Source organism: Labilibacter marinus (assembly GCF_001659685.2).
Taxonomy (GTDB): domain Bacteria; phylum Bacteroidota; class Bacteroidia; order Bacteroidales; family Marinilabiliaceae; genus Saccharicrinis; species Saccharicrinis marinus.
The window spans coordinates 44916-59233 of record NZ_LXYE02000044.1; the positions used below are offsets into that span (position 1 = coordinate 44916).

The 14318-nt window shown below is 36.3% G+C and carries 11 protein-coding genes; 7 read left to right on the plus strand and 4 right to left on the minus strand.

All coding sequences use genetic code 11. The annotated features are described in order from the left end of the window. Positions 1 to 195: 195 nt before the first annotated feature. Both dprA and A8L32_RS17815 read right to left on the minus strand, forming a co-directional pair. Positions 196 to 1326: a DNA-processing protein DprA gene (dprA, locus tag A8L32_RS17810; RefSeq protein ID WP_233145501.1), complete on the minus strand. Its 1131-nt coding sequence runs from the start codon at positions 1324 to 1326 to the stop codon at positions 196 to 198. 179 nt (positions 1327 to 1505) lie between these two features. Continuing rightward, on the minus strand, positions 1506 to 1958 hold the full coding sequence (locus A8L32_RS17815; RefSeq protein ID WP_066632287.1) for a hypothetical protein: 453 nt from the start codon (positions 1956 to 1958) through the stop codon (positions 1506 to 1508). An 830-nt stretch (positions 1959 to 2788) separates the two neighbouring features. Between A8L32_RS17815 and aroB the strand changes: the two genes are divergently transcribed. The 4 genes from aroB (at position 2789) to A8L32_RS17835 (ending at position 8042) form a co-directional block, all read left to right on the plus strand. Next, the gene (aroB, locus tag A8L32_RS17820; RefSeq protein ID WP_066632289.1) at positions 2789 to 3856 is read left to right on the plus strand and encodes a 3-dehydroquinate synthase; all 1068 of its coding nucleotides are present in this window, start codon (positions 2789 to 2791) and stop codon (positions 3854 to 3856) included. A 46-nt stretch (positions 3857 to 3902) separates the two neighbouring features. Beyond that, complete coding sequence (locus A8L32_RS17825) at positions 3903 to 5126, plus strand: 3-phosphoshikimate 1-carboxyvinyltransferase (protein ID WP_066632291.1); 1224 nt, start codon at positions 3903 to 3905, stop codon at positions 5124 to 5126. A gap of 273 nt (positions 5127 to 5399) precedes the next feature. Beyond that, positions 5400 to 7391 (plus strand): PAS domain-containing sensor histidine kinase, encoded by a 1992-nt coding sequence (locus tag A8L32_RS17830; RefSeq protein ID WP_066632293.1) that lies wholly within the window; start codon positions 5400 to 5402, stop codon positions 7389 to 7391. A 69-nt stretch (positions 7392 to 7460) separates the two neighbouring features. Then, a complete protein-coding gene (locus tag A8L32_RS17835) occupies positions 7461 to 8042 on the plus strand; it encodes a peroxiredoxin family protein (protein ID WP_066632294.1) in 582 nt (193 codons plus the stop codon). 19 nt (positions 8043 to 8061) lie between these two features. Here the strand turns inward: A8L32_RS17835 and A8L32_RS17840 are convergent, their stop codons facing one another. Beyond that, complete coding sequence (locus A8L32_RS17840) at positions 8062 to 9384, minus strand: carboxypeptidase-like regulatory domain-containing protein (RefSeq protein WP_066632301.1); 1323 nt, start codon at positions 9382 to 9384, stop codon at positions 8062 to 8064. Further along, positions 9374 to 9958: an RNA polymerase sigma factor gene (locus tag A8L32_RS17845; RefSeq protein WP_066632302.1), complete on the minus strand. Its 585-nt coding sequence runs from the start codon at positions 9956 to 9958 to the stop codon at positions 9374 to 9376. Before A8L32_RS17845 ends, A8L32_RS17840 begins: the two co-directional genes overlap by 11 nt. 522 nt (positions 9959 to 10480) lie before the next feature. Between A8L32_RS17845 and sufB the strand changes: the two genes are divergently transcribed. The 3 genes from sufB (at position 10481) to sufD (ending at position 14242) form a co-directional block, all read left to right on the plus strand. Next, on the plus strand, positions 10481 to 11929 hold the full coding sequence (gene sufB, locus A8L32_RS17850) for a Fe-S cluster assembly protein SufB (protein WP_066632303.1): 1449 nt from the start codon (positions 10481 to 10483) through the stop codon (positions 11927 to 11929). A 137-nt stretch (positions 11930 to 12066) separates the two neighbouring features. Then, positions 12067 to 12819 carry a Fe-S cluster assembly ATPase SufC gene (gene sufC / locus A8L32_RS17855; RefSeq protein WP_066632304.1) on the plus strand — a complete coding sequence of 251 codons (753 nt, stop codon included), beginning with the start codon at positions 12067 to 12069 and terminating at the stop codon, positions 12817 to 12819. Positions 12820 to 12847: 28 nt separating this feature from the next. After that, positions 12848 to 14242 (plus strand): Fe-S cluster assembly protein SufD, encoded by a 1395-nt coding sequence (gene sufD, locus A8L32_RS17860; protein WP_083631395.1) that lies wholly within the window; start codon positions 12848 to 12850, stop codon positions 14240 to 14242. Positions 14243 to 14318: the final 76 nt, after the last annotated feature.

Sequence of the window (14318 nt, forward strand, 5' to 3'; positions counted from 1 at the left end):
CATATTGCTATAAAAATTGGCCACAAGCAACTGCCGTAGGACTTTGTACGCTCATTTATTAGAAATGTTTGGTTAATTTTTTATATTTTTTCTTCCACACCCTACCCCTAATTCGGGTATGAAATTACTTCATTTAATTTATTTGTCATTTAATAGCAAGTCATTGGTGAAAGCTAAAATTTACCAATGACTAATTTATAGGCAGCGATATAAACTTCCTGGTAAACTTTTAACAAATCCATCCATCTCCAACTGAAACAACAGAGAACTTACCTTAGCTATTGACATCTCTAACTTTATACTTAAAAAATTAACCGAAGCCTCTTTCTCTTGCCTGATTAATTGATAAATAACCCCCTGTTCACCTTCTGGCTCATTAAAAAACAAACTCTGCTGTTTGCCCTTATCCTTTTCTTCACTGGCCCAATTAAGTGCATACTCCACATCTGCTGCACATTCTACCAAAGCCGCAACATTAGACTTTATCAGCTTATTACAACCTTTACTGTACTCATCATCTACCCTGCCTGGAAATGCTAACACATCCCGATTATACGACTGTGCTAGGTGGGCTGTAATCAATGCGCCTCCTTTTTGAGCCGACTCAACCACCAAAGTAGCATCCGACAATCCTGCTACAATCCTATTTCTTTTTACAAAGTTCGGTTTATCAGGATTTGTTTCACTCATGAACTCCGTAAGTAATGCTCCATTATTTAATAAATCCTTGGCCACATTACGGTGCATATTGGGATAAATACGATCTAAACCATGGGCTAAAACAGCTACCGTTGGCAAACCAAACTCCAATGCTGCTCTATGTGCACAAATATCAACTCCATAAGCCAAGCCACTCACAACAACCACATCTGGATGATTCTGTGCTAATTCTTTAATCAAGTTCCTGCAATTCTGCCTCCCCTCTTCCGTCACCTGACGTGTTCCAACAATCGATAATATCTTTTTGCTCGCAAGGGTGTTGTTTCCCTTTTTGTACAACATTACTGGCCCATCCTCACAATTATTTAATCGAGAAGGAAACGTATCATCTAAAAAGAAACTACAATCAATTTTATGCTTTTCGATAAACTCAATTTCCTTTTCTGCTCGTTCTAATGGATTAGATTGAGCAATAACCTTGGCTTGTTTCATTCCAATCCCTGGAACCTTGCGTAACACTTGTTCCTTTTCTGAGAATACAGCCTCCACATCGCCTAGGTACGCAATAACATTTCTAATCAACTTTGGACCAAGACCTTTAATTAAACTTAAGGCGATTTTATATTTAAGCTGATGATCTCTCAAAAGAATTAGATTTAGGATCATGTAAAATTATGATTAAGCCCACAAAACACCTAGTGTTCGCACCGCCAAATTCCAACATTCCCCATGTTTTATAAACACTTTATCCACATTATGGAAAAAACCAACCAAACGGTCGAATATTAGTACACCAAGAATAGTTTTTCATTGCTTCACTCTACAAAATGAGTTAAACACTATCATCACTCAGATTTCTTTAAACCATTAAAAAACAAACTCAACTCGTTATCATCCCTACTCGAGAAGGCTGAAATATAAATAGGAGGATATTTAGCCAATTGACTAGCCGACATTTGAAAGAGGTACAATTTCCTCTTAAAAAACTTCATGCCCTCGGTCTCATATTTAACATAGGCAGATATTGGAATTCTATACATTTTAAATTCCCTGCTAAATGGAAATGTATTGTAATATTTAATTTCTATTGCATCGTCATTTTGCCCAATATCGAAGTAAAAATAACCGCCATACATAAAAACATACAATACAATAGCATCAAGCACACCACTACTCCATTGCAAAGCAGGCAACATCAAATCTCTTACTGTTAAGGAACAAACCCATAACGCCGTTAACGACACAATGAGCAAAGTGAAGATAAGCTGAATTTTACTAGCCGTTTTTCTGTTATTCATAATTAACTGTTTCTTTTTATCCTATATAAGTTTTCATTCCATAAAAGATGGATTATTGACTAAATTAAGTTAAAAAGGTCAAACACCAAAACTCCGCCAAGTTTAATTATACACCTCTTACACTATTAAAAAGTCTGCTCCTACAATAAATTCTTATTCAACATCTCAAGATGATGGACTTTTTTCTTCTACAGCCGAACAGCACAAGCAAAAGAAAGCAAGGACTTGAGCTCTCGCTTAACTACTTATTTAATCTCCAGTAATTCGTACTATCTACGGGGCACGCCCGACATTCTAACTTAAATCAGTCACACAAACTTCACGATTCCTTCGCAAGTCTTAGTGCGATGTTTTTGCGAAGCGTTTGCGAACAAGCTGCGAAGAAATGCGAAGCCGTCCCGAAGCTTTTGCGAAGCAGCCCCGAAGAAAGTGCGCAAAAACTTGAAAAATGCTTGTTTTTGGAATCATTTTACCTCAAAACGAAGAAAATTGGAATCATTATTGGCTTTAAGGGCAAAAATTGGAATTATTAGCATCAACTAAACATAAAAAGCAACATACAAAACGCAACCTTAATTCGCATACCTTTGACTATCTACTACTTACTCAATAAAAAAGTCACAGTAATATTACGGTAACTTTCTCACTCTAGTGTTTATATAACATACAAGCCCAACTTCTCTATCATCAAAGCTCACTTTATAATTAAAGTAATTCCGATCAATTACTTTCAAAAACACATTATTTACAACTTTTTAGTTTCAATTTTATATTACAACTGCCTTTTTTAACTATTTTTGCCTGTCAAAATTTACGCAAACACAAAATTAATGCAGGTAATTGAAGAGAGTGAATCGAAGGTTTACGGAGCAGACGATTTAAAAAGCGACCTTTCGCAATTAATTAACAAATACAGCAGAGGTAAAATATTTTTATTAATGGATTCAGGTTCATACGAGCATTGCTATCCAAAAATTAAAGGAATCCCAGAAATTAACGAAAACAACATCATCGTTATTGAACAAGGCGACCAACATAAAAATATTGAGGCTATTTCAAAAGTCTGGCAATTTCTAAGCACTAATGGTGCCGACAGAAAATCTCTATTAATTAATTTGGCAGGAGGGATGCCTTGTGATTTGGGTGGATTTGCTGCCGCTACCTTTAAAAGAGGTATTGACTTTATCAACATACCCACTACTTTATTGAGTCAGGTTGATGCCAGTGTTGGTGGTAAAACGGGTATCAATTTTCATAGTTTTAAAAACGAGATTGGTGTATTCAAACACGCTTCTGCAGTTTTGGTTTGCAACGATTTTATTAATTCTCAGGATCAGGAAAACGTATATTCTGGTTTTGCCGAAATGATAAAGCATGCGCTGATTTATTCAGAAGATACTTGGAATGACCTAAAGTCTTTTCAAATAAAAGACGTTAACATTGATAGCTTAAAAGACAGAGTTATAAACTCTATTCATATTAAAGAACACTTTGTAAAAGCTGACCCTACGGAGCAAAACATTCGTAAATCTTTAAATTTCGGACACACCATAGGTCATGCCTTTGAGAGCCATGCCATGAAAACTTGCAAACCTGTATTACATGGATATGCTGTTGCCTACGGTATGATTGCCGAACTATATTTAGGCCATAAAATATGTGGCTTCCCAATGGACAAAATCAAAGAGATCAATAACATTATCGAGAATATTTATGGGAAGTTTGATTTTAGCGAAACTGATTTTGATGAGCTTTTCTACCTGATGACACATGATAAGAAGAATGAGAAAAACCAGATTAACTTCACCCTATTGGAGGATATCGGAAAAATACAAATCAACCAGACTTGCAATAAGGAAGAGATATTCGAAGCTTTAAAGTTCTATTTAAATCTTTAGCATACCTGCACCCAAGCTTTACCATTGAAAAAGTAAAAATATAAACATGAAATATACAGTATCTGCTCCAGAGAGCATTACACCATATAAGGTAAACTTACCAACCTCTAAAAGCATTAGCAACCGTGCTTTAATTCTAAATGCACTAGCCTATAGCGCCAAACCCATTAAGAATTTATCCGATAGTGATGACACCCAACTTATGCTAAAAGCTTTACAGTCGGACTCTAAACATTTTGATATTGGTGCAGCAGGAACAACCATGCGTTTTCTAACTGCTTTTTTATCTAAAATTGTAGGAGAATGGACCATCACTGGTTCAGAAAGAATGAAGCAGCGCCCCATCAAAATATTAGTTGAGGCTTTAAACAAGCTAGGTGCTAAAGTTGAATACATGGAGAAGGAAGGTTATCCTCCATTAAAAATATTCGGTAGTGCACTTGAAGGCGGAGACCTTGATTTACCAGGAGATGTGAGTAGCCAGTATATTTCTGCATTATTAATGATAGGGCCAACCATGAAAAATGGACTAAACCTAACATTAACTGGTGAAATTATTTCTCGCCCATACATTCTGCTTACATTAAAAATGATGGAAACATTTGGCATCAAAAGCGAATGGAAAGACAATGTAATTAAGGTTCCTGAAGGCGATTACCAAGCTACCGACTTTACGGTTGAAGCGGACTGGAGTGCTGCTTCGTACTGGTTTGAAATGGCTGCCTTAACTCCCGGTTGCGAACTGAATTTACAAGGTGTAAAACGATACAGCGAACAAGGAGATTCTAAAGTGGCCGAGTTATTCAAACAACTTGGTGTAGATTCTAAATTTACACAAAAAGGATTGATGCTTAAAAACACAGGAGAAACAGTAAAAAAATTCAACTATAACTTTATTGAACAACCTGACTTGGCACAAACCTTTGCTGTTACCTGCTGCTGCCTAGGTATTCCTTTTGTATTTACCGGACTTCAAACCCTAAAGATTAAAGAAACCGATAGAATTAATGCATTAATCGACGAGTTAAAAAAACTTGGTTTCGTTTTAAATTCAAATCAAGTGGACGATTTAACTTGGAATGGAGAAACATGCGAAAAAGATGCGAACATTTTAATTTCCACCTATAAAGATCACAGAATGGCCATGGCCTTTGCTCCTGCAGCTAGCGCTATTAACAACATAGACATTGACGACCCTGCGGTAGTTTCTAAGTCCTACCCAAAATATTGGGAACACCTGAAAGAATACGGTTATTCTATCAAAGAATAATCTTTATAAAAAAAATCAAAGGGGATATAAGCCAAGTTCTTATATCCCTTTTTTTATACCCCAATACCATATTTAGCAACTCACAACTCCTAAGTTAAAACTAAATCGTCCGATAAAACCACCATTCTATCAACTCCTGCTAATTTTTTATCCATTACATTTTTCTTTAATGTTAATAAATTGTAAATTGATACACATCAAGACGATGGGGATCACAAACCACTTACATCCTTACCAATCAACACCGCAACCACACACAAAAGATTGCAGGATATGGAGACGAAGAGAAAGACATACGATGAACTTAAAAAGGAGAATATAGAATTACAAAAAGCCCTTACAAAGCTTCAGCAAGAAAAAGATTACAAGCCACAGAGCCCTGCATTCAGGCAAATGGTGTACGAAAGTTCGTATATGCCAACCGTTGTAATGGATGCCGAGACTAAGCGGTACGTAGATTGCAATAAAGCTGCGGTTGAAATATACGGCTATTCCTCCCTTGAAGAAACCCTAAAAAAAACGCCTCTTGACGTTTCTGCCCCTATTCAATACGACGGCACCCCCTCTCATATTCTTGCTCAAAAACATGATGCCCAAGCCATGAAAGAAGGGTCAACTATTTTTGAATGGCTACACCAAAGACCAGATGGAACTCAATGGGATGCAGAAGTGCATCTATTGCGATTTGATATAGAAGATAAAACCTACCTTCAATTCTCCCTTGTTGACATCACCGAACGCATCAAAATAAGAAAAGAACTAATGATTAGCCAAAGTGATCTGAATTCGGTGATGAAAAACTCCGCAGAAAGCATTTGGTCCGTTAACGAAAACTATGAGATACAATATTTTAATCAGACTTTTTTCGACGGCTTTAAAAATGGTTTCAACTTGGAAGTACAGAAAGGAACTAAAATTTTACAAAGTATACCCGAGATATTAGCTCCTATCTGGAAAGAACGATACGACAGAGGATTAAAAGGAGAAGCATACACTTTTACCGATGAAGTGCCGACTGAAGTTGGAACTGCCTATGTTGAAGTCAGCGTTAGCCCTATCGTAATCCATAATGAAGTTAAAGGAGTCTCCATGTACAGTAGAGACACTACCGAAAGAAAAGAATACGAGCTTCAATTGGCGGAATTAAATAAGATGCGCGAATTAATCATGAATAACATTCCATCATTTATTTTTTGGAAAGATTTAAACTCCGTATATCTGGGCTGTAATAATAAATTTGCAGAAGCAGCAGGAGTAGATCATCCTAAAGAAATTGTTGGCAAAACAGACTACGATTTAGCTTGGAAAAAAGAAGAGGCAGACTTCTTTGTACAAACCGACCAACGAATTATGAGAACAGGCATGGGTGAGTATAAAATTGAAGAACCTCAACTACAAGCAGATGGAAAGAAAGCCTGGCTAGAGACCAACAAGGTTCCTTTGAAAGACGAAGATGGTAATGTATTTGGCATACTAGGAACATTTGAAGATATTACCAAACGAAAAGAGTTAGAAATGGAGCTAGTTACCGCTAAAGAAAAAGCAGAAGAGAGCGACCAGCTTAAGTCCGCCTTTTTAGCCAACATGAGTCACGAAATTCGCACTCCAATGAATGGCATTCTGGGGTTTGCCGAACTTTTAAAATCGCCCAACTTATCTGGCGACGAGCAGGAGTCATTTATCAGTATCATTGAACAAAGTGGAAATCGTATGCTCAATATCATCAACGACCTCATCAATATCTCAAAAATAGAATCAGGTCAGATGGAAATAGCCTTAACCGAAACCAACATCAACAAACAAATTCGTTTTCTTCATAACTTTTTCCTTTCCGAAGCAAAAAGCAAAGGCATTACTTTAGAATGTCATTGCACCCTTGAGGATGACGAGGCGACTATTAAAACAGACAAAGAAAAAATATACGCGGTATTGACTAACCTAATAAAGAACGCCATAAAATACACCGAACGAGGAACCATTACATTTGGTTATAAAAGCAAAAAAGATGGGCTCCTTTTTTATGTGAGAGATACGGGCATCGGAATTCCCGCAAACAAACAAAAAAGTGTATTCGATCGCTTTGTAAGAGCCGACTCCGACAACTATGCCACCATAGAAGGATCTGGACTAGGCTTATCTATCACCAAAGGATATATTGACATGTTGGGTGGAGATATCAATATGGAATCCAAAGAAGGAGAGGGTTCTTGCTTTTACTTTACCTTACCCAACAAAAATTATTGCACCCTCCGAAAAAAAGCATAATAAAAAGCTTTTTAATGTCAGGAACAAGTTATTGATGCGACCAAACAATCAAACTTTAAAATAACTGACATGAGAACATTATTTATTATCGCATTAATCTTATCTACCTTTACACTAGTAAGTGCTCAAAAGGAATTAGCCATAGGAAGCAAGGCTCCTACTTTTGAGGCTACTTCAAACACGGGCCATAAAATAAACCTTACCGAGCTCAACAAAAACAAACAGCTTGTATTATTATTTTATAGAGGTCAGTGGTGCCCACATTGCAACCGACAATTAAACGAACTTCAAGATTCGTTAAAAATGATTGAAGATTTAGGTGCAACAGTTTTAGCAATTACTCCCGAGAAACAGGAAGAAATAAAGAAAACGCTTGAGAAAACTAATGCTGCTTTTAACATTATTTACGACAAAGACCACAAAATAATGGATAGCTACCAAGTTACTTTTGCTCTTTCAAAGGCCAACAACATCAAATATAAAGCTTGGGGAATTGACATCAACAAAGCCAGTGGCAATGATGATTTAGCTTTACCTATTCCTGCCACCTATATTATAGGAAAGGATGGCAAAATAAAAGGTTCGTTTTATGATGAAGATTATAAACGAAGAATGACTGTGAAAGAAATATTAGAAGTGCTCAAACAGTAGACATCTTACCTTTAGAACACTACTTGCTTCCTGTAAATTCAAATTCAATTTTACTATAACTTACTACAGGCGCTCCATTTACTTGGGGCGCTTGCCATTTAGCCTGAGTAAACTTTAAGATTAATGATTGCTTAAATACTTTATCCAAGTCCTCATCTAAACAAAGCACTTTTTCCAATTCACCCGAAGCCAACACAAAAACCTCCACAATAACTATTCGTTTGCCTTCACTAGGGTAAAACAATTCCTTCTCCAAGCTTCGAACAAACTTTTTCATGCCTCCCTCGGGAATTGCTTCCTGATATGTAAACTCACTACTTTTGGCTTTTTTTAGATAACTTTTTCTTTTCGTCGTCCCATAACCTATAGCAACCACCTCATCCATGGCTAAATTTTCCGACTCCATCACCAGCTCACCTATACTATCTTGCTTTGCCAAAGCTAATTGATCTTTAAATCCTATGGAAGATAACTCTAGAACAGTTCCTTTTTCAGGAGCCTTAATCTCAAAGTTTCCTTCGGTATCCGTTAAGGTAGCGCTATTGACATAGCCCGTAAGGTCACCATTCTCTTTCATTGCATTTTTAATACTTACCCCCGGAAGGGGTATTCCAGCCTCATCCACCACGCGACCTCTGTAACTAGCCAATAAAGTATCCTTAGAAGAAGTCACCCTAGCCTGAACCATCAAATCTTCTACCTCACCTGATCCTTCCACCTCAGCAAAATCAACGCCATCCATTTGTCCTACAAATTCTCTTTCAGCTTTCACCGCATCATCTTCGTAACGCAAGGCCATATTCACATCCTGACCTTGTTTATCTTTTTTTATTACGGCTTTTTTGGTACTTCGCTTCTTTTCTACAGGTTTTAATCTAACCACTCTGGGCTCTTCCAACTCCTGCACAAATTCCTCTACAATTTCTGAAGAAGTATTTCCCTCAACCATATCAGGCACAACAGCTATAACTTCCTGAGGAATCTCCTCTACTGGTGGACTATCCTTTTCTGAAACTTCAATATGATCGCTAACCAACTGAGATTGCTTTGCATTGTTATTTAAAAACCACAAGGATCCAATTCCAACTATCAGCACAATACTCGCCGCTGCACGCAACCAAACAGGCACAAGCTTACGTTCACTTTTACGCTTTAGTTTATCTTGCAGTATTCCAAGCTCTTCCTGCACCTGTTCCATCCCCATCTCTTCGTAACCTTCCACCGCATCCATTAAAAAAGGATCAGCTTCCATTTTGCGTTCAAATGCATAACGATCCCGCTCAGACATCTTATTGCCTAAATACTCCAATATCTCTTTGATATGTTTATCGCTATTCTGCATTATTTTCTAAACACATTTTTAAATTACGCTTGGCATTCTGTATATAACTTTTTACTTTCTTCACTTCAATCTGCATTTTATCAGAAATTTGCTGATACGAAAGCTTCTCAAAATAAAAAAGTTCAATGCTCTGTTTTTGAGCTAATTTTAATTTTTCAATACAATTTCTTAAAGCTTCCTCATTTCGCTCCTCATCCTCTTTATCTATAGGATGCACATCAAAGTCAGATTCCATAATTTTTCCTAAAAAAAAATCACCTTCATCTATAGAAACCTCGTTATGCTTAATTTTTCTGAGCTGCATTAAGCAGTAGTTCTTTGCAATTACATACAACCAAGGTTTAAAATTTTCGACCTCTGTATTTTTTATAGAAACTGCTATTTTCTCAAAAACATATATAACCGCATCCTGAGCTGCCTCTTTATCTTTTAGATACTTCAGGCAAACACCAAAAACCAGATCCATATATCGTCCGTACAAATCCCCCAACAAATCTAAATCGTTAGTTTGTTTATACTTCTTTATAATATCTTGATCTGATAATACTTTATTTCTTGAAAATACGGATAACATATAATAAATTGAATTCTTGACGATAAAAATAGAACAACATCATCGAATTAAAAAATTTAAGATTTATTGTTTATATCAGCAATATCCTACCAATTTCATCCATATTTCTTAAAAATATATAAATCCATAGCCAATAAGTCCATTTTGCTTACATTTAATATCTTTATTAATTACTTTTACTTCCAATTCAATTCCACCTTACTATTATTTACGACTAATTGTTATTTCTGTTTTATCAGATATTTCAGGTAATAAATCCAAATATAAAGGCAAATACGAACAATAGAATATAAACACGTAATTCGTTACGTTATTTTTTAAGCAAACCAAATACCTAATTGATTATACTGGCTTTCAATAGATAGCATAAGATCACTATTTAGAATGGCTTAATTTTATTTAATCTAAATAGTTTGTTAATTTTGCGCTCTCTAAATATTAAAGTCATACTATTATTACCATAGATAATCAATGAACCTTAATAATTTAGAGTTGTTAACGGGTAAAGATATAGCATAGAATATGGCAGAAGATCAAGATAAAATATTAGAAGAAGTCACCGGGAGCGAATATAAGTACGGTTTCTCATCAGATATTGAAACAGAAACAATTCCCAAAGGGCTTAACGAAGACGTGGTTCGTATTATTTCAGCTAAGAAGGAAGAACCTGAATGGTTATTAGAATATAGACTGAAAGCTTTTGAATATTGGAAAACCTTGGAACAACCTAATTGGGCTAAGCTAAATATTGCCCCAATAGACTTTCAAGATATTATATATTATGCGGCCCCAAAGCAAAAGCCACAGTTGGATAGCATGGATGATGTTGATCCTGAATTAAAAGCAACCTTTGATAAGTTGGGTATTCCTTTGGAGGAACAAAAGATACTTTCGGGAGTAGCTGTAGATGCCGTAATAGACAGTGTTTCGGTAAAAACTACATTTAAAGAAACATTGGCCGAAAAGGGTATTATTTTTTGCAGTTTTAGCGAAGCCGTTAAAGAATTTCCTGACTTAGTTAAAAAATATATGGGCTCTGTTGTGCCTTATACCGACAACTTTTTTGGCGCACTAAACAACGCCGTTTTTAGTGATGGTTCATTTGTTTATATACCTAAAGGTGTTCGTTGCCCTATAGAGCTTTCAACCTATTTTAGGATAAACGCCATGAATACAGGGCAGTTTGAGCGTACCTTAATTGTTGCAGATGACGACAGTTATGTAAGTTACCTGGAAGGCTGTACTGCACCTCAGCGAGATGAAAATCAATTACACGCAGCCATTGTAGAAATTGTGGCCATGGAACGAGCAGAAGTAAAATACTCAACTGTTCAGAACTGGTATCCGGGTGACAAAAATGGCAAAGGAGGTATTTACAACTTCGTAACCAAAAGAGCCTTGTGTAAGGGTGATTACTCAAAAGTAATGTGGACTCAGGTAGAAACGGGCTCTGCCATTACCTGGAAATACCCAAGTTGTGTTTTAATGGGCGATCATTCCATCGGTGAATTTTATTCTGTTGCAGTTACCAATAACCACCAACAGGCTGATACCGGTACTAAAATGATTCACATTGGAAAAAACACTAGTAGCTTAATTGTATCAAAAGGTGTTTCTGCAGGAAAAAGTCAAAATAGCTATAGAGGTTTGGTAAGAGTGAATAAAAAAGCTGAAAACGCACGTAACTTCTCTCAATGTGATTCTTTATTGATGGGAGACCAATGTGGAGCTCACACTTTCCCGTATCTTGAGATTAACAATAGCTCAGCAGTTGTTGAACACGAGGCAACGACTTCAAAAATCGGTGAAGATCAAATTTTTTACTGTAATACCAGAGGTTTATCCACAGAGGATGCTGTAGGACTAATTGTGAATGGTTACGTTAAAGAGGTGATTAACCAATTGCCAATGGAGTTTGCAGTAGAAGCTCAAAAACTATTACAAATTAGCTTGGAAGGAAGCGTAGGATAAAAAGACACAAGTAGCAAGTATCAAGTCGTAAGACATCAACATCTTGCTTCATCAATTATAAAAAATAACTATCAACATCAAGATTCAGAAAGTCTTCATACTTGTGTCTTGATAACTTGATACTAAAACAAAGAAGAATGTTAGAGATAAAAGACTTACACGCCAAAATAGACGACAAAGAAATATTAAGAGGAATAAACCTGACTGTTAAACCAGGAGAAGTACATGCCATCATGGGCCCCAATGGATCTGGTAAAAGTACTTTATCATCGGTACTAGCAGGAAGCGAAGTATTTGATGTATCTGAAGGTTCTGCCAGCTTTTATGGTAAAGACTTATTAGATATGCCTGCAGAAGATAGAGCTCGCGAAGGTTTATTTTACAGCTTCCAGTATCCTGTAGAAATTCCTGGAGTAAGCATGGTTAACTTTATGCGTACTGCAGTTAATGAGCACAGAAAATACAACGAGCTTAAACCATATACAGCCAGTGAATTTTTAAAGTTGATGCGCGAAAAGAAAAAGTTAGTAGAAATTGATTCTAACCTAACTAATCGCTCAGTAAACGAAGGTTTCTCTGGTGGAGAAAAAAAGAAGAATGAAATCTTTCAGATGGCAATGCTTCAACCTAAAGTAGCTATTTTAGATGAAACAGATTCTGGTTTAGATATTGATGCTTTAAGAATTGTTGCCAATGGGGTTAACAAATTAAAGTCTGAAAACAACGCCACTATTGTAATTACGCATTACCAACGCTTATTAGACCATATTGTACCTGATTTTGTGCATGTATTATACAAAGGGCGTATTGTAATGTCAGCTGGAAAAGAGCTAGCGCATGAATTGGAAGAAAAAGGTTACGACTGGATTAAAAAACAATTCGAAGACTAATCGTTGAACCTTTTAAAACCAATGTAAAATGAGCATTACAGGTACAGATATTAAAATAGAACAAAAATATATTTCGCTTTTTGCGGAACAGGAAGAAATCCTAAACAAATCTGTTTCGGGACATATTGCTGCACAAAGAGCTGAAGCTATTCAACAATTTGAGGCAAAGGGCATTCCTACCAAAAAGGTTGAAAACTATAAGTATACCAATATGGTTCCTCTTTTCGAGGAGGAATATGGTTATGATTTTGAGCACGAAGTATTTAAACAAGACCTTTCTGAGGTATTTAATTGCAATGTGCATGAGTTAGAAGCTACTACCATTTATTTAATTAACGGATGGTATTACCGCAAAAATGAAATTACTACCAGTCTGCCTGAGGGTGTTTTAATTGGTAGCTTAGCGGAGCATTCAAAATCGCACCCTGAGATATTCGAAAAGCATTATAACCAATACGCCAAGAATGACGAAGATAGTCTGGTTGCTTTAAACACGGCGTATGCACAAGATGGATTTTTCATTTACATTCCCAAAGGTGTCGTGATTGAAAAACCTATTCAGATTGTGAACATCATGCATTCGCAAAAAGACTTGATGGCCTTTCCTAGAAACCTTGTGGTGATTGAGGAAAATGCACAAGCTAAGATTTTGTTTTGCGAACACACTTTAGCGGATCAAAAGTATTTGCTTTCTGGTGTTACCGAGGCTTTTGTTGACAAGAATGCTGTTTTTGATATTTATAACATTCAAAATCAGCACAATTTAACAACTAATGTGTCTTCTTTCTTTGTAAAACAGAAACAGCACTCTAGTATATTAACACATAATCTTACGCTGCATACAGGTGTTACCAGAAATAACATTTATGTGGATATGGATGATGAACATTGCGAATCACATGTGTACGGTTTATTTATTTCTGATAAAAACCAACATGTAGATAACTTCTCGTTTATCGACCATGCAAAACCAAACTGTTACAGCGAAGAGTTATTCAAAGGTGTACTTGACGATGCTGCCACAGCTACTTTTGCAGGTAAAATAATGGTTCGCCCCGATGCGCAAAAAACAAATGCTTTTCAGCGTAATGATAATTTGCTATTGACCGATACTGCCAAAATGAACACCAAACCTATGTTGGAGATTTATGCCGACGATGTGAAGTGTTCTCACGGTGCAACAGTAGGTCAGCTAGATGAAAAAGCAATGTTTTATTTGCGCTCTAGAGGAATCAGCAAAGAGGAGTCTAGAATATTACTGATGTATGCATTTGCCTACGAAGCGGTTGAAAAAATTAGAGTAGAAGCTGTTCGCGAGCAAATTAGAGAATTAGTGGAGAATGTATTTAGAGGGGAACTTAACAAATGTAATTCTTGCGTTTTATGCAATCAAGATGGTACAGAAGGTAATTCTTGCATGTAAACATCAGTCAATAGGCATTGGACATTGGTTTTTAGTTTCAAACATACTACTAACAGATGGCTAGTGCCTTAACAAA

Excerpts from the sequence above, each read along its gene's own strand:
- sufC (WP_066632304.1), top strand. The coding sequence starts at position 12,067 with ATGTTAGAGATAAAAGACTTACACGCCAAAATAGACGACAAAGAAATA.
- A8L32_RS17835 (WP_066632294.1), top strand. The coding sequence starts at position 7,461 with ATGAGAACATTATTTATTATCGCATTAATCTTATCTACCTTTACACTA.
- A8L32_RS17845 (WP_066632302.1), bottom strand. The coding sequence starts at position 9,958 with ATGTTATCCGTATTTTCAAGAAATAAAGTATTATCAGATCAAGATATT.
- dprA (WP_233145501.1), bottom strand. The coding sequence starts at position 1,326 with ATGATCCTAAATCTAATTCTTTTGAGAGATCATCAGCTTAAATATAAA.
- sufD (WP_083631395.1), top strand. The coding sequence starts at position 12,848 with ATGAGCATTACAGGTACAGATATTAAAATAGAACAAAAATATATTTCG.
- A8L32_RS17830 (WP_066632293.1), top strand. The coding sequence starts at position 5,400 with ATGGAGACGAAGAGAAAGACATACGATGAACTTAAAAAGGAGAATATA.
- A8L32_RS17840 (WP_066632301.1), bottom strand. The coding sequence starts at position 9,384 with ATGCAGAATAGCGATAAACATATCAAAGAGATATTGGAGTATTTAGGC.
- sufB (WP_066632303.1), top strand. The coding sequence starts at position 10,481 with ATGGCAGAAGATCAAGATAAAATATTAGAAGAAGTCACCGGGAGCGAA.
- A8L32_RS17825 (WP_066632291.1), top strand. The coding sequence starts at position 3,903 with ATGAAATATACAGTATCTGCTCCAGAGAGCATTACACCATATAAGGTA.
- A8L32_RS17815 (WP_066632287.1), bottom strand. The coding sequence starts at position 1,958 with ATGAATAACAGAAAAACGGCTAGTAAAATTCAGCTTATCTTCACTTTG.
- aroB (WP_066632289.1), top strand. The coding sequence starts at position 2,789 with ATGCAGGTAATTGAAGAGAGTGAATCGAAGGTTTACGGAGCAGACGAT.